The organism is Myxococcus sp. RHSTA-1-4, from assembly GCF_020037125.1.
Classification (GTDB): domain Bacteria; phylum Myxococcota; class Myxococcia; order Myxococcales; family Myxococcaceae; genus Myxococcus.
In genome coordinates this window covers 149,977-171,077 of the sequence record NZ_JAIQDG010000012.1, presented here as the reverse complement: position 1 = coordinate 171,077, position 21,101 = coordinate 149,977, and the positions used below count along the sequence as shown (strand labels likewise).

Sequence of the window (21,101 nt, the reverse complement as noted above, 5' to 3'; positions counted from 1 at the left end):
GCACGTGAATCGGGTCAGGTGTTGAAGATGCGGATGGCCGTGGCCGCCGCCGCGTCTCCGGGAGCCACCCCCGCGCTGGCCGCGGCCGCCGCGGCCAGGGGCGCACTGCGCGGCTCGAGCGCGCGGACGGTGGCCAGTGCCGCCGCCGCCTCGGGTGTGGCCCCCGAGGCTTGAAGCGACGTGGACTCGGAGATGGCGATGGAGATGGGGTTGCCCATGCCCGCGCTCAGGGCATTGGCGGCCAGGTCGACCTGGGCGGCGGTGATGCCGATGACCGAGGCGCCCGCCGCGGCCGCGACAGCGCGGTGGTTGGCGGGACCTCCCAGGGCGAGCTGGGTGACGGCCATGGCCGCCGCGACGGTGGCGGAGGCGTCCGCGGCGGCACCCGCGCCCTGTGCGGTGGCCGCGTCCGTGGCAGCGTTCACCACGCCCAGGGCGATGCTCCCCGCGGCCGCGTTCGCGTCCGCCGCCGGGATGCCCGCGACCGCGGCCGCCGCGGCGTAGCACTCGGCGGATTGCGCCGCGGCGGGCAGGGCCAGCCCGTCGGCCGTGACGAGCGCGTGGGCGGCCGCTACCGCCGCGCTGGCCTCCGGGGTGGAGTTCATGGCGTTGGCGGCCGCCACCGCCGTGGCGCCGACGGCGGGGACGGCGGCGGCGGTGATGGCGCCCACGGCCGCATCGGCGGCGAGGCCGGCATTCACGGCCGCGGCGGTGACGGCCGCGGCGGCGGCGGCGTAGCAGACCGCGGCATCCACGGGCGCGGCGGGGGCCGTGCCCGCGGCGGTCATGATGGCGGCGGCGGCGGCCACCGCGGCTCCCGCCTCCGCGCTGGAGTTCGCCACCGTGGCGGCGTTGGCCGCGTTGACTGCGACGGGAGGAAGGGCGGCGCCGACGAGCAGGCTGGCGCAGTCCTCCGCTGCGGCCGGAGCCACGCCCGGCACGGTGGCCGCCGCGGCGGCGTAGCAGATTCCCGCCTCCACGGGCGCGGCGGGGACCACGCCGGCGTTGGCAACCGCCGCACTGGCCGCGAGGACCGCGGCGACGGCCGAGGGGATGGCCGGCGGGGGGACGTTGACCAGCCCGCCCATGAGGGCGTGGTAGCCAGGCGCCACCGGGGCCGCGCCCGCGACGAGGTTGGCCGCGGCGTCCAGGTCCGCGGGGTTGGGGGCGCCCTCCGCCATGGCGGAGCCGGCCGCCACCGAGGCCGCGACGGCCGCGGGCAGGCCCGCGCCGAGCGCGACGGCATGCGCGCTTCCGAGGATGGCCGCCGTGAACCGGGGCCCGCCGGCGCATTGGTTGGCCGCATTGGCGCCCAGGGTCGCGGAGGCGGCTGTCCCTGGCAGCAGGGCCACAACCGCGGCGATGGCCTGGGGCACCGCCTCTCCGAGCGACACCGCCGTGGCCGCCAGCATCGCGGACAGGTCCGCGGGGGGCAGGGCCAGGCCCGCGCCCGTCACCGCCAGTTGTGCCGCGGTGACCGCCTCGGCGGCCGTGGCCCCCACCATCGGGTTCAGCGCCACGAGGCCCTGGGCCGCCATGGATGGCAGTCCTCCTCCCGCGACGTCCGCACGCGCCATTCCCGCCGGCCACCAGGCCGTCAGCACCGCGCGGGTCGCGCGCATGCACGCGGGTGTGGCATTCGCCGCGGCGACTCCCGCCACCGCGGCCGTGGCGTGGGCCACCGCCGCGCGCGCCGCGGTGGTGGGTACCAGGCTCCGCTGTGCCGCTCGCGCGGCCGGCACGCTCAGCCGCCCCAGGCCCGCGGCGTTGACGGCGGCCGGCGCAGGCGGCGCGGCTGCTGCGGCGGCGGGGACCACGCCCATGGCGGTGGCGACCGCGGTGGCCGGGGCCATGCCCAGGGCCGCGGTGGCGCGGGCAGACGCCACCTCCGCGCAGCCGTCACAGGCGCGGGAGATGGTGCCCGCCACGGCCGCGGCCGGCCGCAGCGGGCCTTCGTAGGCCGGGGCCACCTCCCAGCCCAGGGCCAGGTGCCCGCGAGGGCTGTCGTCCGGCTGGGTGCTCTGGTCCGCGTACATGCTGGTGTTGCGCCGCGCCGCCCAGCCGCGCCGGCGGTACTTGTCGATGGCGAGGTGCGCGGGATGACCCACGCCCTGCGAGGGGTACCGGTGCGGGAAGGGAGGCACCGCCAGCGCCCCACCCGTCTGACTGGAGACGCCGTACGAGTAGCCGATGCGGTCCGCGGCCGCGTGGGCGAGTCCGGAAGCAACGGGCGCCCCCGCGGTCTGCCCGTTCTGCGCGGCGCGCGCCGCCTCGACGACCTGGGCCACCGTGTCGAAGGGCGCCGCGGGCCCGAGCGCCGCGAGGGCGGCGGCAATCTCCACGACGGAGAGGGGAAACTGCGTCGCCCCCGTCGTCGGGTTTCCTCGGGACAGCATCGCGTCCAGCACCACTTCCGGTGCCACGCCGACGAAGGCGTTGGCCACCGCCACCGCCGTGTTCGCCGGGTCGATGGGGATGCTCGGAGCGGCGCCGAGCGCCGCCTGCACCGCCGCCAGCGGTGGGTTGGGAATGGCGGCGACCGCGGTGGTGATGAAGCCGGCGGCCGCCCCGGGCAGGTGCGCGATGCCGGCTCCGGCGATGGCCGCCGCCGCGCCCAACGCGCCCGCGGTGATGCCCACCTCGGAGGCCTCGGCAATGGCCGTCGCTCCCGCCTGGGCGACTGCGCCTCCGGCGTGGAGGCTCTGCCGTACCGTCACGGCCGCGGCGACGGCCAGCAGCACCGGCTGGGGGGCTCCGGGTTTCACGTTCTCGTGGGCACCCTTCACCGCCCTCCGTGCCGCGGTGACGTGGGCGGCCGGTGGCGCCGCGTCCATGAGGACGGCCTCCGTGGCCGCGCGGACCACCTCGGGTCCTCCTGGCACCGCCGTCACGGGGGCCAGCCCCGCCACGGCCGCCGCGCCGCCTCCACCGAGGGCGGCAATCACCGCGCCCCAGGCCGCGGCCGTCGCGCCGGCCAGTGCGCCGGGGGCCACGGCGCCCGCCGAGACGTTGCCCAGGAGGGTGAACTGGCCCGGCAGCGTGCCGGGAGCGCCAGCCTCCAGCACGACCGCCGCCGCCGCCGCGCGCGCCACCTCGAGCGCCGTGCCGGGCCCCACGAGGCTGGCGGTGTGCGCGGCCTGCTCCGCCGCCGCGGCCAGCTGGGCCAGGTTCGCTGGTGGGACGGGCCCGAGCGCCGCCGCGGCCGCCGCGGCCGTGGCGGTGCGCCGGAGGTTGGAGCCCGGCAGCGCCGCCGCCTGGTGCGCGACGGCGGCCGAGAGGGTGGCCGGGGTGTTGGGCGCCCAGGGGATTCTGGCCGGCTCGAGGAGGTTCTGCCCCACCTTGTTGGAGCCGTGGTGCGTGGCGGTGAGGCCCACGACGACGGGCGGGTGGGCCGTGGGGGCGTACGGGAGCGCCACCGCCGCTCCGGGAGCCACGGCGGCGGGCGGCGCGAAGGGACGCTTCTGCGCGGGAATGAAGCCGTAGTTGACGTCTCCCGTGAGGAGCACGAAGCGCTCGTTGGCGTGGAAGGGCGCCTCGCCCTGGAGCGTCTGCGGCAGCGGGGGCGCGACGGCGTTGCAGACGGCCACCGGGTTGTCGACGCCGGCGGCGCGGGCCACCTCTCCCTCCAGGGACAGGCCGGGCCGGGCCGCGACCAGCGGGGGCGCCTGCGTCCGCGCCACGGCCATCACCGCGGCCTTCACGGCCTCCGCCCCTCCCAGCACCGGCGCGGCGGCCGCCGTGTTCGCCGCGGTGACGACGGGGGAGACGGCCGGGGCCCCCGCGATGGCGCCCTGCACGGCGGCCAGCGCCAGTGCGTCGGCGCCACCCGGTGCCAGCGGGGCGCCGCCCGCGGCCGCCACCCCGATGGCGTTGAAGGTGGGCAGCCCCGTCCCGGGGGCTCCGCCCTCGACGATGACGGCCGCGCCGGCGGCCGCCGCGACCTGCGCCAGGGTTCCCCCCGCGCCCGCCGCCGCGGCGGCGGCCACCTCCGCGGCCCGGCTCAGGCCCACCGCCACGGCGGGGGCGAGCGCCGGTTGCGCCACGGCCAGCGCGGCGATGACCAGCCGCTGGCGGGCGGGCAGCCCCGCTCCAGGCGCCGCGGGGCCCACCGCCGCGGTGGCGGCCAGCGACTGCTGCCGGGCCGCCAGGGCCGCGGGGTTGGGGGCGCCGCCGCCCGGCTGCATCGCCGCGAGGAAGGCGGCCAGGCCGCCGGGGACGCCGGGGAGCGCGGGCCCGCCGAAGGCCGCGCCCACCCAGCCGGGAGGCGCGCCGCCGCCAATGGTGACCAGGCCGCGGCCGGCGCCTCCCAGGTTGTTGGCGTCGGTGGCCACGGGGCCCGCGCCGACGGCCGCGACGCCGGGCGCGTCACGGACACAGACGTATAGCGCCAGCCCGGAGTTGTTGCGTGGGTCCGAGCCCGCGGCGAGCGGGTTCTGGGCGGTATCGCGGTAGTTCCGCTCGATGAAGCCCCAGGGGAACCGCATGTGGCTGCCACCCGGGCGGTCCCAGGAACTCGGCGTGCCGCGAGGCGTGGCGGCAGTTCCGGGCCGCCCCGAGGCCGTCCAGATGTAGAACTCGCCGCCGTCGTGCACCACCCGCGCGACGGTGTCACGGCACACGGCGGTCCCCATGTGCTGCTGGGGCGCGAGCCACCGGCACCGGAAGGACTCCGGGTAGAAGCGGCCCAGGTCGCAGTGGTCCATGTCCCAGTGGGACAGGATGATGAGCGGGCCGTTGCACATGCACGGGCCCACGCAGTGGCCCTGGGGGATGACGGGGAAGGTCGCCTGCTGCCCGTTGGCCGGGCTGCCGAAGTCGTAATAGACGATGGCGCGCCCCTGGTTGTCATACAGCACGCAGCACGAGCCCTGCCCCACGTTGAACAGCCCCACGAAGGGCGCGAAGCTCGCGTTGGGGTCCGACGCGTCCATCGGATTGGGATTGCCGTCACCGATGTAGCAGTGGGCCGTGGGCGGGGGAGGACGCGGGCGTGACGCGGCCCCTCGCTTGCCCGGTGTCTCTCTCCATCCCGGAAGTGAAGGGCCGCCCGCGAGCGCGAGCGCCGGTCCGCCGGGGGGCATCCAGTCGTCGAAGAAGTCCGTCACCGTGTTGGTGATGGCGCGCACGTGGCGGGACAGCTCGCTGGCGGCGGAGCGCATCCACCGGGCCAGCGCCGGCGTGGCGGCGCGGGCAACCACCGGGATGGGAATGGGCTGCAGGGAGGGGACGGAGAGCGGGCCGTCCAGGGGCGGCTCCGGCACCCGGCGCCCGCCGCCTCCCGGACCTCCCGGCGTCGAAGGCGGGGGGAGGGGCGGCGCGGGAAGCGGGAAGTGCAGCGCCTTGAGCGCGCCCTGGGTGAGCGCGCCGCCCGAGCTGTCCTCCACGCGCACGAAGCGGCGCATCCACCGCTCCACCGGCGGTGCGTCCGTGTCCGGCGTGAAGCCACGCACCAGGTGCGCGCCCGAGCGCCGCACGCGCCCGGCTCGCACGAAGTCGTCGTCGGGGCGGGTGCTGTCCGGTGCGGCCTGCAGCTCCAGGTGGAACCAGTCCGTCTCGTCCACGCCATCCCGGAGAGGGTCGCCGGGCGCGAGCTCGAATTCGAAGACGGACACCGGCGCGAAGTCCCTCCCGCCGTCGATGACCCGCCGCAGGAACCAGTAATAGACGACGTAGAAGATGTTGAGCTGGTCGAGCGTCGCCGCGTCGTAGAAGTCCTCGAACTTCCGGCCGTTGATGACGGAGTTGAAGAAGTTGAGGAAGTCGCCCGGGGCGAACATCTTCTCCAGCTCGCTCCAGACCTTGTCCATCCAGTCGCGCTCGACGCACTCCAGGCGCAGGTAGAGCGTGTCGTCGTCGGTCCCCTCGCGCTCCGTGACGAACGCGTAGTAGCGGCCGGGGAAGCGGATGTTGAGCGTGTTGAGCTCACCACCGCGCGCGACGTGGCCGAGCCGGCGGCGCTTCGGGGGGGCGGAGGGAGTCTCGCTCTCAGACACCGTGCGCCTCCCTCAGCTTCTCCCGCGTCGTCTCGTCCACCGTGCCGTTGGGCATCAGCCCGTGCTCGGCCTGGAAGCGCGTGACCGCCTGGGTGAGGGCCTCGTCCCCGCCGGAGTCATCCTCCAGGTAGCCGAGGTTGGCCAGGCGCGCGCGCAGTCCCTCGTCCGTGGACACGGGCTGGAGCGTCCCCAGGGACAGCGTGTATTCCTCGCCGCCGACCTCCAGCCGGGCCTCGCGGGCGCCGGGAGGAATCGCGCACTCGATGAGGCCCTTGTCGTCCGTCTCCCCTTCGTGCGTGACGTCTCCGATGACGAGCCGGTAGGGCACTCGCGCCCGCGGTCCGCCGTCCTCGTGCAGGCGGAGGCGGAAGCGCTCCGGAATGCCCTTGAGCCTGAAGGTGTGCGTCCTTCCCGTCGCGCAGGGCACCCAGCGCTCCGTCTTGTCCGGCAGGACGACCTCGTCGCCGGGCTTGAGCACGTGTGGGCTCGTCCGCTCACGGCGCAGGGGCTCGTTCTCGGGAGCCTCCCAGACGTGCTGGGGGCTCAGTCCATGTGCGTGGGCAATGCTGGAGACGCAGTCGCCTTCCCGGACGGTGTACTTGCGAGTCATGGATGTCGAAGGCTCAGGGAGGGGGGAAGCCCTGTCGATATGGCAATGCGGATGAGGAATGGTACGCCTCGGCAGGGTGAGTCTCCAGCCTGTGTCTGACGTGCTGGCTCCGCATGAGCGCCGCTTCAGGTGCGAGCCAGCGGCCCTACTCGCACCGGGCACAGGGAGCTGAGCAGTATTTGAGAAAATGGTTCTGGCGTGGGTGAGAGCCATTGGCCAGGGCTGATGCTTCCCCTGGGCGCGCACCTGGTTGCGTGCGGCCTGGAGCGCGTTTCTGGAGGGCCTCCGTCAAGACTTCGCCCCACGTCAGCTTCCGCCACCTGGCGGGTGTCGCAGGTGCGTTCCCGGCGCGAGGTGGGGGGCTGGTGCTTCCCGCCTCTACTTCGGCACGGGTTGTTGCAGCGGGCGCAGCAGGCCGGCCCTGTCGAGCAGCTCCTGGACGCGGGCTGCGAGGGCGACGTGCTCCGGGCTGGAGGCGGTGAAGCGCTCGGGGGTGAGGATGATGAGGGTGCCCTTGTCCTCGACGGGCTCGATGCGTACGGGGGCGGGGAGTGGGGGCACGGTGCCGCGTTGGCGCGAGAGGTACGTTATCCAGCCGGTGAAGGTGCCTATCGGTGGGCGCTGCCAGGCCGTGTCCCGGTGCAAATCCGACGTGGCCACTCCACAGTCGGGTTCATAGGCCAGGGCCATTGCGCGCACGACTTCGGCCAGCACCGAGGCAGTCAGAATCCGTTCCGCCGCGCCGCCTTTGTGAGGGGGCATGAGAACGCAGGCTGGGCTCGACCACGGGTCGTCAGAGCCGCAGGCGGCGCTGACCGATGTTGTCTCATTGGGGTGCTCGCCTGCCCATAGCCAGAACCGGAATTCGTCATTCCCAATCCGATTCCTCTTTTTCTGAAACAGCTTTTCAAAGCTTCTTGTATCCGTGGACACCTGGCGCTTGCGTGCATCCGCGAAGGAATTTCCCGTCTCGTGCCACTGGCTCCAGGTCGGCTCTGCCGGTCCGAGCCTCCGAAAGAGCTCTGCCGCACGATGGGCGCATGTTTCGACAGGCTCTTTTCGAGGGAGCCAATAAACTCCCGCGTAGTAGGTGTCATTCATGGCTGGTCCAGTCCTTGTCACGGGAGGTGAATGACGTCGACCTTGTGTAAGTTATACCGGGCGAAGAGCTTGCGCAGAGCATCCGCGAGTTTCTGCTCAGCGACGACCCAACGGACGCGCCTGTCATGGGCAACCCTCTGCTGCCGCTGGGCCTGTTCAAGGAACTTGTTCGCACCCTTGAAGAAGCCCTTGGGGTCGAATGAGTCGTTGAAGAACTTCGCCAGATTGTAGCCCTTGGCCTCCAACAGGACGTCTTCTTTCGGGTCGAAGCCGTCGAAGTCCGCTTCCTCACCGCGCCCCTTCACCCGGTACGCATAGCCCCTGGGCGTTCCCGTCACCCGTTCCTGGTAGGCGCGAGCCGCTTCGGGCATCGACTCATTCACCTGCACCCATTCTCCCGGGCCGCCTGTCGGTAGCAGCTTCACGCCCGGGTTCCCATTGCCCATCGCCGCCATGGCGACCGCGTTGGGGGCCAGGGTGATGACGAGCTGGCCCTCCACCACCGCCACGGACGTCACCTCCGCGGCGGCTTCCAGCCGCACCCCCACCTGACGTGCCGCCAGCGCCGCCGCCTCCGAGAAGCGAGGCAGCCGGGGCAACCGAGTCGCCAGCCATGAAGCGCCCCCGGCCGTGCCCCTGCTCACCAGCAGCGTCGCCACCAGCACGAAGACGCGGGCCCCCTCCGCTCCCATCACCCGGCCGAAGCGCGCGCCGGCCGCGTCGAGCTCCTGGAACGTGGTGGCCCTGTCGGTGGCCTCCTTCAGCTCCGAGCAGGCTCGCACCACCTCGAGGAAGGCGTCGACGCCGAGGTATGCGACCAGCACCACGGCCAGCACCGCCGCCGCCTTGGTGAAGACGGGCTCGGGGTTGGCCGCGAGGATGGCCCACGAGACCAGCGCCGACACCACGACGGCCTTGAAGAGCGTGGGGCTGAAGGTGTCCTCCAGGGCCTCGGCGATGCTCTCGTGCATGGGGTCCAGCGACAGGCCCAGGGCCACCGCCAGCCTGTCCGTGGCCGAAAAGCCCAGGCCGTCTTCCAGCAGGGAGAGGCAGTCACCCGGGGCCTCGTAGGCCCGGCACCAGCGCCCGTAGTCCCTGCGCAGCGCGAACTGCCACACCCCGTCCATGGCCGCGCCATGGCCCGGAGAAGCGGTGCGCACCAGCCAGCCCGCCTGGGACGTGCGGATGGAGAGGGGCACCTCCAGCACCAGCCGGGCCAGTGCCTCCTGGAACTCGCCCTCGTCGATGTCGACGGACTTGTCCCAGGAGGGCGCCGCGTACTCCAGCGGGCGCCCCTGTCCGGTGTCCAGCCGCACCACGCGATTGCTCGCGCAGCCCATGACGCACAACAGCAGGCACAGCGACAGCACCCTCTGGAATGTCACCGTACGCCCCCAGTCCTGGCGCCCGCTCACCACGGGTCTCGGGGCGTGACGTTACGGCATCGAGGGGCCGGGGCACTGATGACCCGCTCTGGGCGCCTGCCCAGGGTCTCCCCCGGGCACGCAACTCCGGAATGGGATTTGAGAAAATGGTGGGCAGGCCCATTTGCTCCGTAGGCGGGAGGTCCCCATGAGCCTCATCGACCGCAGCCGCAATCTCTTCAGCCCCGCTCCGGCCAAGACGTCCGCGGCGGCGCCGAAGAACCTCCTCGACTCAGTGGTGGACGCCGCGAAGCAGGGGCTGGCCGACATCCCCCGCTTCGTGAAGATGGGCGCGGACGTCTTCGAGGCCTCGCACCTTCGCGAGGTGCAGCGCCTCTTCGGCGGCGATGCGAAGCCGGACCGGATGAGCGACGGAAAGTTCGTCGGCGCCAAGGGGCAGTCCTTCCCGCCCGGCACGTCGCTGAAAGATATCCCCGCCGTCACGCCGCTCGACAACCCGAACCCCTCCAAGAGCATCCTCTACGTCAACGGCATCATGACGCCGATGGAGGGGCAGCTTCGCGAGATGCAGTCCATCGCGGACACCGCGGACGCGCGAGTCATCGGCATCCACAACGCCACCCAGGGGCTGGTGACGGACCTGGCGCAGTGCGTGGGTGACAAGCTGGACAAGGGCCACAACCCCGCCGTGGATACGCTGGCGGACACCGTCTACAACGAGCTCAAGGCCGGCCGTGAAGTGCACCTCATGGGCTACAGCCAGGGCGGCCTCATCACCGCGCGGGCTCTGTTCGACGTGCAGCGCCGGCTGCGCATCGAGGACGGGATGTCCAAGGCCCAGACCGAGCAGTTGATGAGCAGGCTCAACGTGGAGACCTTCGGCGCCGCCTCCACGCGCTACCCGGACGGGCCCAGGTACGTGCACTACATCAACGACGCCGACCCGGTGCCCACGCTCACGGGCCTGGGCGGCAGCATCGACCCGCTCGCCTTCCTCAAGGACGCCGGCAAGGGCGCCGTGGTGCACCGCTTCACCGACGGCAACCTCAACCCCATCAGCAACCACATGCTGGACACCCTCTACATGAAGCACCGGGTGGACTTCGACGAGGCCCGCGCGGGGCGCTTCTGACGCCCAGTCCGCTCACCACAGCCCCTGCTCGCGCAGCAGCGCCGCCAGCGGACGCGCCCCCAGCCGGTACGCGTCGAAGAGCCGGCCCGCGGCCTCTCGCGAGGGATTGGCCCAGTCGATGCGCTCCGGGCCCGCGCCGCACAGCAGGAGCGAGGCCCGCAGCTCCTCCGCCGAGGCGTACCGCGTGTGCTCGAAGGGAAGCGGGTTCTGGCTGGCCAGGAACACCTGCCGCGTCCCCAGCTCGCGCATGCTGGCTTCCACCCAGCGCGGGTGCAAGCCATTGGCCAGCTCGTCCAGGATGGCGAAGTCCTCATTCACATCCAGGTAGTAGAGGAAGGACAGCAGCCGCTTCTGCCCGAAGCCCAGCTCCGCGTGGGACAGTCCCCGGCCGTCGAGCCGCCTGAAGTGGAAGCCGAACCCGCCGAAGCCCACCCGGCCGCCGTTCTCGAACGAGCGCTTCTCCTGCACCTCCACGCGGAACGTCCCGGCCGCGAAGCCCGCCAGCGCGACGAAGCGCGCCAGGAAGCTCCGTTCCAGCGCGTCATGCCTCAGCTCCAGCACGTCCGGCGGTGCCTCGCGCTCCACCTGCTCGCGCAGCCACCCCGGCATCCACGTGGGCAGGGCCATCAGCCCGAGCGGGAACACCTCTCCGTCCCGCACCTCCATGGCGTACCGGATGTGGCCGATGCGCTCGAACATCCCGAGCGCCTCGTCGAACCGCTGGGGCGCCAGCAGGAAGGTGCGGCGCAGCAGGTCCTTGAGCCGCTCCTTCAGGTCGCGGTCGATGTACTGCGCCGTCATGAACAGCAGCGTCCACACCGAGCGGTCCAGCAGGGACCACTGCATGGCCCGCGACCAGACGGGCTCACCGTCCACCTTGCAGTCGAGGCCCTCGTTGTCGGCGCGCATCCCCAGGTGGACGGCGGGAGACATGAGCCGCAGGTCCACCTCGAGGCGGGGGTGGAGCCCCAGTCCCTCCGCCGACGGAGTCCGCAGCGGCAGCAGCTCCGCGCCCTTGCGGGGAGGGGCCTCCGGCTCCGGGGTGGCGGAGGGCTGCTCGTTGCGGACGTAGACGTGGAGCTTCATCCCCGGGAAGGACAGCTCGTACTCCAGGGCGAAGGCCTCGTGGATGAGGCCGGAGAAGTCCGAGCCGACCACCGTGGCGAGCAGCTCCAGCAGCGTGGTCCTCCCGGTGCCGTTCTCGCCCAGCACCAGGTTTCGTGCCGGGCTGAACACGAGCTCGGTGCCGGGCGTGACGTTTCGGTAGTGGTGGACCACGAGCCGCGTGAGCTTCATCGTGCACACAGCATGACCACCCCGGAGGCGAGGGGGAACACCTCTCTGCTCCGGAGTGTCCACGTCCACGCGTCGGCCCGCGGGGCAGGGGCCGCGAGTCCCGCACCCGGGGTAGGGTGGGGCCTCCTCCTGAGTGGCGCGCGGGGGACCCGCCGCCGGAAAGGTACGGGCCGGACATGGACTACCAGAAGCTGTTCCAGGTGCTGGTGATGGGCGGTGCGCTGCTGGGCGGCGCCACGGGCTGCGAGAGCCGGGGCTCGGGGGAGCGCTCCGGTCAGACGGAAGAAGGAACGGGCGGCTCCGGCTCCGCGGATGCGGGAACAGCCGGTGGCGCGCAGCGTGACGCGGGCGCACCGGCTCCGGGCGGCGGAGGTGTCAAGGGCTGGTGACGCGCGGGCTCGCGCCATGACGCGGTGCGGGCTGAAGGGAAACGTGTGGCGGCCCGGGGACTCATCTATACACTCCGCCGGCTCTTCAACCTGCCTGGTTGAGAAAGGACGAAGTGAGGACGATGAAGAACGTTGCCCTCGGATGTCTGCTTTCCGCGCTGGTGGCCCTGGTGGCCACGCCCGCGGCCGCCCAGCTCAAGCTCCCCGCCGCGAGCCCCGCCGCCAAGGTGATGCAGGAGGTGGGCGTCACGGAGATTTCCATCGAGTACTCCAGCCCTGGCGTGAAGGGCCGGAAGGTATGGGGCGACCTGGTGCCCTTCGACAAGGCGTGGCGCACCGGCGCCAACGCGGCCTCGAAAATCACCTTCAGCCGTGACGTCACCTTCGGGGGCAAGCCCGTCCCCGCGGGCACCTACACCATCGTCACCCTGCCCTCGCAGAAGGGCTGGAAGATGATGCTGAACAAGGACCTGACCATCTGGGCGGGCCTCAAGCCGTATGACCCGGCCCAGGACCTCGTCACCGTCGACGCCACCACCACCGAGATTCCCCTCCGCGAGCGGCTGGCGTTCCTCTTCAGCAACACCACCGATGACGCGACGTCGCTCGACATGGAGTGGGAGAAGCTGCGCGTCTCCGTGCCCATCAAGGTGGACACCGCCGCGCACGTGCAGGCCGGCATGCAGACCGCCGTGGTCAGCTCCTCCCGGATGCTCGCCAACATGGCCCGCCACGTGGCCGAGTCCACCAAGGACTACGCCGCCGCGCTGAAGCATGCGGATGCGTCCGTGGCCATCCAGTCCACCTGGTACAACCAGTGGATTCGCGCCGACATCCTGGCGCGCATGGGCAAGTACGCCGAGGCCCGCAAGGCCGCGCAGGCGTCCTGGGACCTGGGCCAGAACGACAAGGGCTTCTTCTTCCGCGACCAGGTCTCCAAGGCCCTCGCGGAGTGGAAGGGCAAGAAGTAGCCGCGCCGCCGCTACCGTGCGCGGGGGCCCTCAGCGACGGGGCGCCCCCGCCGCGAGCCGGCGATAGAGCGCCTCGTAGCGGTCGATGGCGGGGCCGAGCCGGAAGCGCTCCAGCACCTGCTCCCGCGCGCGGCGCGAGAAGGCCTTCCAGCGGGCCGGGTCCTCGACCAGGGTGAGCACGTGCCGGGCCATGGCCCGCGTGTCCCCCACCGGCGCGAGCAGCCCCGTCTCTCCCGGCGTCACCAGCTCGGGGATGCCGCCGATGTCGCTCGCCACCACGGGGATGCCGCAGCTCAGCGCCTCCAGCGCGGCGAGCCCGAAGCTCTCCTGCTCGCTGGGGAGGAGGAAGACGTCCGCGGCGGCGAGCAGTTCCTCGAAGCGGTCCTGCTTGCCCAGGAAGGCGACACGGTCCTCCAGGCCCAGCTCCCGGAGGCGGCGCTCGGCGGGCGAGCGCTCGGGGCCGTCGCCAATCATCACCAGCCGGCAGGGACGCTGGCGGTGGACCTCCGTGAAGACGTCCACCACGTCGGTGATGCGCTTCACCGGCCGGAAGTTGGAGATATGGATGAGCACCGGCTCCGGCTCGCGCAGGTCCGGGAAGAGCGGCCGCAGGACCGCGCGCTCTCTCACCGGCGCGTAGCGCTGCGTGTCCACGAAGTTGAAGATGACCTCGATGGGGAAGCTCTCGGGAATGCCGAAGCCCTCCCACGTCGCGCGACGGAGGAAGTCCGAGGGCGCCGTCACCGCGTCGCTGCGCAGGATGGAGAAGCGGGTAATGGGCAGGTAGCTGGGGTCGATGCCCACCAGCGTGGTGTCCGTCCCGTGCAGCGTCGTCACGATGCGCGGTGCCTTGTCCCCCAGCACCTCGCGCGCCATCCATGCGGCGGTGGCGTGGGGCACCGCGTAGTGGACGTGCAGCACGTCCAGGCGCTCGTAGCTGGCGACCTCAATCATCTTGGAGGCCAGGGCGATGGGGTAGGTGCTGGAGTGCTGGAGCGCCGGGTAGTCGCTCTCCGTCACCTCGTGGAAGAAGACCTTGCGGCTGGTGCCGTGCAGGCGCACCGGCAGGTCCTTGGCGATGAAGTGGACGCGGTGCCCGCGGTCCGCCATGGCCAGTCCAATCTCGGTCGCGACCATGCCGCTGCCACCGAAGGTGGGAAAGCAGGTGATGGCCACATTGAGCGGTTCGGTCATCGGCGTTGGGGGAAGAACAGGGGCCGCGCGAAGCTATTCCGGCGGAAGTGGTCCAGCGGGTCGCTCAGTCCCAGCGTCTCGCGGACGACGTAGGGCTCGCCGTGGGAGACGCCCACCTGCGCGCCGTAGAAGGCGTCCCGCGCCTGCAGCGAGGAGAGGGACAGCGGCGAGCCCACCAGTGTCGGCGGCGCGTCCGGGCGCGGCTGCACCTGGCTGGCATAGCAGTGGACCGCCGCCAGCTTCCGCTCGTACACGGAGGACACGTCCACGACGAAGCTCGGCTCGGCCAGGTGCCGCAGCGGATAGTAGAGCACCTGCCGGGGCGTGAAGGGCGCGCCGGGTGGCTCCGCCTCGAACTTGCGGACTCCGGCGAAGAACAGCGCACGCGTCACCAGCGCGCTGGCGGCCTCGTGGTCCGGGTGGCGCTCCTCCTCCCAGGGGACGACGACCAGCTCCGGGCGGAGCCGGCGCAGGACCTCCACCACGCGGGCCACGGCGGAGGTGTGGGCGCGCTCGGCCTCGGGTGCCTCGAAGCCGGCCCACGGGCTGAGCCAGCCGTCCGGCAGGCCCAGGTTCTCCCGGAGGGACAGGCCCAGCGCGCGGGAGGCCGCCTCCGTCTCCCGTGCCCGCGTCTCCGGAGTCCCGCGCGAGCTCTTCTCCCCGCGCGTCAGGTCCACGATGCCGGTGCGGTAGCCCAACGCCGCCATGCGCGCGAGGAGGCCTCCACAGAACAACTCCACGTCGTCCGGGTGGGGACCGAAGGCGAGGACGTCGATGCCGTAGGGCTCGCTCATGGCGTCAAGTCCTGGAGCGCGCCGGAGAAGGGCACGCACGCATCGAGCACCTGCCGCGTGAACGCGCGCGTGCCGATGCGGCAGGCGAAGTAGGGCAGCCCGAGGACGCGCTCCTGCGGCGCGTCCTCCGGGGTGAGCCAGGTGCGCAGGCGGTCCACCCGCTCGGCGGTGACGCCGTCGCGCCGGGTGAGCGCGCGGCCGTACCTTCCCGCGAGCCGGGACACGGCGACGCGGACGGTTCCCCGGGTGCGCTGGAGCGCGTCCTGGAGCGCCGGGTCGAGCGCGAGCAGCGAGTCACCCAGGCGGTCCAGCTCCGACGCGAAGGCGCCGAAGAGGCGGGCCTCCAGGGCCTCGGGCGTCTCGAGGGGCTGGCTGGCGTCACGGGCGGCCAGGCGCGTGAGCAGCTCGTCGCGCGGCGTGTTCACCTCGTCGGGCCGGAGGCCCAGCTTGCCCAGCCACCGCCGGGCGCGGTCATCGAGCACGCGGAAGCGGGCCCGCGGCACGACGAGCGGCATCGGAAGGCCCGCGTGCGCGTAGAGGGGCGCGAGCTGCGCGAAGTAGGCAACCTCGCCGGGGCCGCCGACGTAGGCCGCCGTGGGAAGCCAGGTGTCCTGGAGGAGGGGGCGCAGCAGGGCGGAGGTGGTGAAGCGCAGCGGCTCCCGCTCCAGCCAGCCGAGGAGCGCGTCCGTGGTGACGGTGCCATTCTCCGGGTGGCCCGCGAGGTTCCACCGGCCGGGACCCGCGGGGTCCAGGCGGTAGCGCGGGCCATCGATGGCATCCGGGGAGAAGAAGCCGAGCGGTGAGCCGGGGCGGATGTGGACCTGCTCGGAGAAGCCGGCGTCGGAGAGCGCCCTCACCCGGGCGGACATCGTGTCGGAGATGACCGCCGCTTCCTGGATGGCGCGGCGGTGCACGGGCGCGGCGAGCGGCGCGAGCCGTGCGTCCCTCGGGTCGAGGAAGATGAGCCCCTCCTCGGCGAACACCGTGGAGAGCACCTCGGTGAAGGCCTCCGCCAGCGTGGCCTCGGGACGGTAGGCGCGCTCAAGCAGGGACAGGTGCTCTTGTGCGTGGGGCTCGTCACCCAGCTCGTTGCGCAGCGTGGTCAGGGCGGCGGTGACGCTCGGGCCCAGGCGGCGGTGGGCGATGGGGGCGCGCGAGGTGGCCGCGCCGGGCAGGTCCAGCGCCACGCGCAGCGGCCCCCCGGTGGCCCGGGGGATGAAGCAGTGGTCGATCTCCGGGAGGTCGTGGTCCTCCGTCTGGAGCCAGAAGACGGGCACGCAGGGCCGGCCCGTTTCCCGGGAGAGCGCGCGGGCCGCGACGATGGCGGCGGCGGCCTTGTAGAGCGTGAAGAGCGGCCCGAGGAAGAGCCCCATCTGCTGCCCGGTCACCACGGCCACGGTGCCGGGACGGGAGAGCAGCTCCAGGTTGCGCTCGCGGGCGGGGCTGGGCGCGAGGCGCGCGTTGCGGGCCACGAGCACGTCGAGCAGCGCGGGGGACACGGTGCGCGACGCGGCGGCGGCCACGGCCTCGGCCCGGGCGGCCGGGTGGCGGTAGCGGTCGGGGAGGAAGGAGAGCGCGCGCGCATCTCCTCGGAGCCACTCGGCGGAGAACGAGGACGTCACGGGTCGTGCTTGATAACAGGTCCGATGGAGGCCGGCACGGGAACGGACAAGCGAGCGCCGTACTTATTCCCTGGCCGTCCGCGTCATGTCGTTTGAACGTGGCACGCGCGAGTGCGAGGGCCTTGTTATAGGGTCCGCCCGGATGCGGAACCTGCTCACCTTTGGAATGGCGCTGGTCATGAGTCTTGGAGTCGGGTCGACGGCACTCGCGCAGGCGCCCCGGCAACCGCACGCGGGGGAAATCGCGGCGGGCCTGCGTCGGCTGGGGGTGACGGGCAGCGTGCTCTACGTGGCCGCCCACCCCGACGACGAGAACACCCGCTTCCTGGCGTGGCTGGTGGGCGAGCGCGGCCTGCGCGCGGGCTACCTGTCCCTCACGCGCGGCGACGGTGGGCAGAACCTCATCGGCACCGAGCAGGACGAGCTGCTCGGGCTCATCCGCACGTATGAGCTGCTCGCGGCGCGCCGCGTGGACGGCGCCGAGCAGCTCTTCACCCGGGCTCGCGACTTCGGCTACACCAAGAGCGCCGACGAGGCGCTGCGCATCTGGGGACACGACGAGGTGCTGGCGGACGTGGTGCTCGCCATCCGCCGCTTCCGGCCGGACGTCATCGTGACGCGCTTCACCACGAAGCCTCCCAATCATGGCCACCACACCGCCTCCGCGCTCCTCGCCGAGGAGGCCTTCGCCGCCGCGGCCGACCCGAAGCGCTTCCCCGAGCAGCTCGCGGAGGTGAAGCCCTGGAAGGCGGACCGGCTGCTGAACAACGCGGCCACCTGGAACCTGGCGCCGGGCGCCGACATGTCCGGCTACCTGAAGGTGGACGTCGGGGGCTACGACCCGCTGCTCGGGCGCTCCTGGGGGGAGATTTCGGCGGAGAGCCGAAGTCAGCACAAGAGCCAGGGCTTCGGCGTGCCGGCCGCGCGCGGGCCGCTGCTGGAGTACTTCACGCCCGTGGCCGGGACGCGCCCGAAGGGCGACGTGTTCGAGGGGTTGGACTTCTCGTGGAAGCGCTGGAGCGGCGCCGAGGCCGTGGCCCGCGCGGTGGACGAGGCGCAGAAGGGGTTCGACCCGCGCGCGCCCCACCGAGGTGTCCCCGCGCTGGTGCGCGTCCACGAGGCGCTGTCCTCGCTGCCGGACGACAACCCGTGGAAGGCGTACAAGCTGCGCGAGACGGAGGCCCTCATCGCCGCCTGCGCGGGGCTGTTCCTCGAGGCGCGCGCGGCGGAGCCCACGGCGGTGCCGGGCACCCAGGTGGAGCTGAACCTGATGGCGCTGAACCGCTCGCCCGCCGCGCTCCGGCTGGTGAGCGTGACGCTGCCGGGCGGCGAGTCCGTGGTGGCCAACACGGAGCTGGCCGGGCACGCGCCTTTCAAGCTGACGCGGAAGATGGCGCTCCCCCAGGACGCGGCCATCTCCACGCCGTACTGGCTGCGCAAGCCCGTCACCGGCGGCCTCTACACGCTGGAGGGCGCGGACCGCGCGCTCACCGGCCAGCCCGAGGGCGAGCCCGCGCTGGCGGTGACGTTCGTCTACGAGGCGAACGGCCGGCGCTTCAGCGCGACGCGGCCGGTGGTGTTCGTGTGGACGGACCCGGTGCGCGGCGAGCTGTACCGCGCCTTCGAAATCGTCCCCGCCGTCACCGCGACGCTGGAGCGGGACGTGCTGATGTTCCCCAACGGCGGGGCCCAATCCGTGTCCGTCGTGCTGGCCGCGGGCCGCGCGGAGGCCAGCGGCAAGGCCCGGCTGGAAGTGCCCGAGGGCTGGCGCGTGGAACCCTCCGAGGTTCCGTTCCAGCTCGCCGCGCGTGGTGACGAGCGCACCGTCGTCTTCAAGGTGACGCCTCCGAAGGGGGCCACGGGAAAGGGCCGCCTGCGCGCCGTCGTGGAGAGCGGCGGCCGCACCGAGTCATGGCGGGTCCGGACGGTGTCGTACGAGCACATCCCTCCACAGGCGGTGCGCCAGCCCTCGGAGGCGACGCTGGTGCCCTTCTCGCTGGCCACGAAGGTGAAGCGCGTGGGCTACATCCCCGGGCCGGGGGACCGCGTGGCGGAGAGCCTGGCGGCGGTGGGGTACGAGGTGACGGTGCTGCCCGAGGAGCGGCTCGCCGGGGAGCGGCTGGAGCGCTTCGAGGCCATCCTCGTCGGCGTGCGCGCCTTCAACGCCAACCCGCGCCTCGCCGTGCACCGCGAGCGGCTGCTGAAGTACGTGGAGGGGGGCGGGCGGCTGGTGGTGCAGTACAACACCAACAGCCGCGTGGGCCCGCTCACCACCTTCGTCGGCCCGTACCCGCTGGAGATTGGCCGGGAGCGCGTGACGGACGAGACGGCGGCGATGTCTCCCGTCGCCCCGAGCGAGCCGCTGCTGCGGGGGCCCAATACGCTGAGCGCGGCGGACTTCGAGGGCTGGGTGCAGGAGCGCGGTCTCTACTTCGCTTCCACCTGGGACTCGCGCTACCGGCCCGTGTTCGCCATGAGCGACGCGGGCGAGGCTCCTCTTCAGGGCTCACTTCTCGTCGCCCGTCATGGCAAGGGCGCCTTCGTGTACACGGGGCTGGCCTTCTTCCGTCAGCTCCCCGCCGGCGTGCCCGGCGCCTACCGCCTCCTGGCGAACATCCTCGCGCAATGAGCACACCTGGTCCTTCCCTGGAGAAGCCCGCCGCGCCGCGGCCCGAGATGGATGACGCGCCGCCGCTGCTCGGCTCGTGGCGCAACATCTACCTCGTGGTGCTTGGCACCTTCGTCCTGTTCGTCGCCCTGTTCTGGGCCCTCACCGAGGCATACGCGTGACACTGCTCGACTGGTTGGTCCTCGTCGGGACGACGGTTTCCATCGTCGCGTGGGGCATCTGGAAGAACCGCAAGGCGAGCACCAGCGAGGACTACCTGCGCGGGGGGCGTGAGCTGAGCTGGCCCACCATCGGCCTGTCCGTCATGGCCACGCAGGCCAGCGCCATCACCTTCCTCTCCGTCCCCGGGCAGGCCTACGAGGACGGGATGCGCTTCGTGCAGTTCTACTTCGGACTGCCGCTGGCGATGATCATCATCAGCGCGGTCTTCGTGCCCATCTACTACCGGCTGAACGTCATCACCGCGTACGAGTACCTGGAGTCGCGCTTCGACCTGAAGACCCGGCTGCTGGGCGCGTTCCTGTTCCTCATCCAGCGCGGGCTGGCGGCGGGCATCACCATCTACGCGCCCTCCATCATCCTCTCCGCCATCCTCGGTTGGCCGCTGGAGCCCACCGTGGTGGCCATGGGCGCGCTCGTCATCCTCTACACGGTGACGGGTGGCTCCAAGGCCGTCAGCCAGACGCAGAAGCAGCAGATGGTGGTGATGATGGGCGGCATGGTGGTGGCCGCCATCGTCATCGTGTGGCGGCTGCCCGAGCACATCTCCTTCGGCAAGGCCGTGGACGTGGCGGGCGCCTTTGGCCGGATGAACGTGGTGAGCTTCGACCTGGACGTGCAGGACCGGTACAACTTCTGGTCCGGCATCACCGGGGGCCTCTTCCTGTCGCTGTCGTACTTCGGCACGGACCAGTCACAGGTGGGCCGCTACCTGACGGGACGCTCCATCTCCGAGAGCCGGCTGGGGCTGCTGTTCAACGGCGTCCTGAAGATTCCGATGCAGTTCCTCATCCTGTTCGTCGGAATCCTCGTCTTCGTCTTCTACCAGTTCAACACGCCGCCGCTGCTGTTCAACGAGCCGCTCCGCGAGCGCGTGCAGGGCACGGCGCAGGCGGCGGAGTACGCCGCGGTCGAGGCGAGGTGGGAGCAGGCGCAGTCGGCCAAGCGCGCGGAGGTGGAGCGCTACCTCGCGGCGCGCGAGACGGGAGACACCGCCGCCGCATCCGCGTCGCGGGAGGCGCTGCGGGCTTCCTCGAAGGAGGCGGGAGACATCCGCAAGGAGGCCAAGGCCGTGGTGGCACGCGCGCTGCCGGGCGTGGAGACCAAGGACTCGGACTACATCTTCATCGGGTTCGTGAAGCGCTGGCTTCCGAGCGGATTGTTCGGGTTGCTCATCGCCGTCATCCTGGCGGCGGCAATGAGCTCCATCGCCAGCGAGTTGACGGCGCTGGGGGCGACGACGACGGTGGACTTCTACCGCCGTGTGTTCCGCCAGGATGCGTCCGACCGGCACGTGCTGGTGGCGTCCAAGCTGTTCACCGTGTTCTGGGGGCTGGTCGCCGTGGGCTTCGCGACCTTCGCGTCGCTGCTCGACAACCTCATCCAGGCCGTGAACATCCTGGGGTCCATCTTCTACGGGACGGTGCTGGGCATCTTCCTGGTGGCCTTCTTCCTCAAGCACGTGCGCGGGCATGCCGTGTTCGGGGCGGCGGTGCTCTCGCAGGCGACGGTGATTGCGCTCTTCATGCTCAGCGACATCGGCTACCTGTGGTTCAACGTCATCGGGTGCGCGCTGGTGGTGGCGCTGGGATTGGGACTCCAGGCCGTGCTGCCCCGGCAGCCGGAGCCGGTCGTGACGGCGGGGGCGTAGCGCGACGGGCCCCTGGGCTCCTCACGGCAGCGAAGGTGGGCCTGGGCCCCACGAAAGACGACCCTCCCTCCAGGACACTGGGGGCTGGGCCGGGGCACCCAGGGGTGGACGGCGG

General features: G+C 72.2%; 14 protein-coding genes. 6 read left to right on the top strand and 8 right to left on the bottom strand.

Annotated elements, in window-relative coordinates:
• Positions 1-14: 14 nt before the first annotated feature.
• The 4 genes from K8638_RS18455 to K8638_RS18440 form a co-directional block, all read right to left on the bottom strand.
• On the bottom strand, positions 15-5,993 hold the full coding sequence (locus K8638_RS18455) for a flagellar hook-length control protein FliK (protein WP_223755924.1): 5,979 nt from the start codon (positions 5,991-5,993) through the stop codon (positions 15-17).
• Entirely contained in the window at positions 5,986-6,603 is a 618-nt protein-coding gene (locus tag K8638_RS18450) for a LysM domain-containing protein (RefSeq protein WP_223755858.1), read from the bottom strand. The genes K8638_RS18455 and K8638_RS18450 overlap by 8 nt, the downstream gene beginning before the upstream one ends.
• Before the next feature lie 378 nt (positions 6,604-6,981).
• On the bottom strand, positions 6,982-7,704 hold the full coding sequence (locus K8638_RS45235) for an immunity 52 family protein (RefSeq protein WP_370644026.1): 723 nt from the start codon (positions 7,702-7,704) through the stop codon (positions 6,982-6,984).
• Positions 7,705-7,721: 17 nt separating this feature from the next.
• A complete protein-coding gene (locus K8638_RS18440) occupies positions 7,722-9,089 on the bottom strand; it encodes a restriction endonuclease fold toxin 5 domain-containing protein (RefSeq protein ID WP_223755856.1) in 1,368 nt (455 codons plus the stop codon).
• 187 nt (positions 9,090-9,276) lie between these two features.
• On the opposite strand from K8638_RS18440, the gene K8638_RS18435 reads away from it, so the two are divergent.
• Positions 9,277-10,221 (top strand): hypothetical protein, encoded by a 945-nt coding sequence (locus K8638_RS18435; RefSeq protein WP_223755855.1) that lies wholly within the window; start codon positions 9,277-9,279, stop codon positions 10,219-10,221.
• Positions 10,222-10,233: 12 nt separating this feature from the next.
• Here the strand turns inward: K8638_RS18435 and K8638_RS18430 are convergent, their stop codons facing one another.
• Complete coding sequence (locus tag K8638_RS18430) at positions 10,234-11,517, bottom strand: AAA family ATPase (RefSeq protein ID WP_223755854.1); 1,284 nt, start codon at positions 11,515-11,517, stop codon at positions 10,234-10,236.
• 176 nt (positions 11,518-11,693) lie between these two features.
• Here K8638_RS18430 and K8638_RS18425 point away from each other — a divergent pair, with 176 nt between their 5' ends.
• Together K8638_RS18425 and K8638_RS18420 are read left to right on the top strand one after the other, a co-directional pair.
• Positions 11,694-11,906 (top strand): hypothetical protein, encoded by a 213-nt coding sequence (locus tag K8638_RS18425; protein WP_223755853.1) that lies wholly within the window; start codon positions 11,694-11,696, stop codon positions 11,904-11,906.
• Between the two features lie 113 nt (positions 11,907-12,019).
• On the top strand, positions 12,020-12,877 hold the full coding sequence (locus K8638_RS18420) for a DUF2911 domain-containing protein (RefSeq protein WP_223755852.1): 858 nt from the start codon (positions 12,020-12,022) through the stop codon (positions 12,875-12,877).
• 30 nt (positions 12,878-12,907) lie between these two features.
• Here K8638_RS18420 and bshA read toward each other — a convergent pair whose 3' ends face one another.
• The 3 genes from bshA to bshC are packed head-to-tail and all read right to left on the bottom strand — an operon-like array spanning position 12,908 to position 16,487.
• Entirely contained in the window at positions 12,908-14,071 is a 1,164-nt protein-coding gene (gene bshA / locus K8638_RS18415) for an N-acetyl-alpha-D-glucosaminyl L-malate synthase BshA (RefSeq protein ID WP_223755851.1), read from the bottom strand.
• Positions 14,068-14,865 carry a bacillithiol biosynthesis deacetylase BshB1 gene (gene bshB1 / locus K8638_RS18410; protein ID WP_223755850.1) on the bottom strand — a complete coding sequence of 266 codons (798 nt, stop codon included), beginning with the start codon at positions 14,863-14,865 and terminating at the stop codon, positions 14,068-14,070. Before bshB1 ends, bshA begins: the two co-directional genes overlap by 4 nt.
• Positions 14,862-16,487, bottom strand: coding sequence for a bacillithiol biosynthesis cysteine-adding enzyme BshC (gene bshC / locus K8638_RS18405; protein ID WP_223755849.1), 1,626 nt, complete (start codon positions 16,485-16,487; stop codon positions 14,862-14,864). The genes bshB1 and bshC overlap by 4 nt, the downstream gene beginning before the upstream one ends.
• 142 nt (positions 16,488-16,629) lie before the next feature.
• Between bshC and K8638_RS18400 the strand changes: the two genes are divergently transcribed.
• Genes K8638_RS18400 through K8638_RS18390 form a run of 3 tightly spaced genes read left to right on the top strand, consistent with a single transcriptional unit; the run spans position 16,630 to position 20,986 of the window.
• Complete coding sequence (locus tag K8638_RS18400; RefSeq protein ID WP_370644025.1) at positions 16,630-19,116, top strand: PIG-L family deacetylase; 2,487 nt, start codon at positions 16,630-16,632, stop codon at positions 19,114-19,116.
• Positions 19,113-19,277, top strand: coding sequence for a hypothetical protein (locus tag K8638_RS18395; protein ID WP_223755847.1), 165 nt, complete (start codon positions 19,113-19,115; stop codon positions 19,275-19,277). The genes K8638_RS18400 and K8638_RS18395 overlap by 4 nt, the downstream gene beginning before the upstream one ends.
• Positions 19,274-20,986, top strand: coding sequence for a sodium:solute symporter (locus tag K8638_RS18390; RefSeq protein WP_223755846.1), 1,713 nt, complete (start codon positions 19,274-19,276; stop codon positions 20,984-20,986). Before K8638_RS18395 ends, K8638_RS18390 begins: the two co-directional genes overlap by 4 nt.
• The last annotated feature ends 115 nt before the right edge of the window (positions 20,987-21,101 follow it).

Bases quoted from the DNA above. Each gene is read 5' to 3' on its own strand.
- K8638_RS18450 (WP_223755858.1), bottom strand. From the start codon at position 6,603: ATGACTCGCAAGTACACCGTCCGGGAAGGCGACTGCGTCTCCAGCATT.
- K8638_RS45235 (WP_370644026.1), bottom strand. From the start codon at position 7,704: ATGAATGACACCTACTACGCGGGAGTTTATTGGCTCCCTCGAAAAGAG.
- K8638_RS18435 (WP_223755855.1), top strand. From the start codon at position 9,277: ATGAGCCTCATCGACCGCAGCCGCAATCTCTTCAGCCCCGCTCCGGCC.
- K8638_RS18430 (WP_223755854.1), bottom strand. From the start codon at position 11,517: ATGAAGCTCACGCGGCTCGTGGTCCACCACTACCGAAACGTCACGCCC.
- K8638_RS18425 (WP_223755853.1), top strand. From the start codon at position 11,694: ATGGACTACCAGAAGCTGTTCCAGGTGCTGGTGATGGGCGGTGCGCTG.
- bshA (WP_223755851.1), bottom strand. From the start codon at position 14,071: ATGACCGAACCGCTCAATGTGGCCATCACCTGCTTTCCCACCTTCGGT.
- bshB1 (WP_223755850.1), bottom strand. From the start codon at position 14,865: ATGAGCGAGCCCTACGGCATCGACGTCCTCGCCTTCGGTCCCCACCCG.
- K8638_RS18400 (WP_370644025.1), top strand. From the start codon at position 16,630: ATGCGGAACCTGCTCACCTTTGGAATGGCGCTGGTCATGAGTCTTGGA.
- K8638_RS18395 (WP_223755847.1), top strand. From the start codon at position 19,113: ATGAGCACACCTGGTCCTTCCCTGGAGAAGCCCGCCGCGCCGCGGCCC.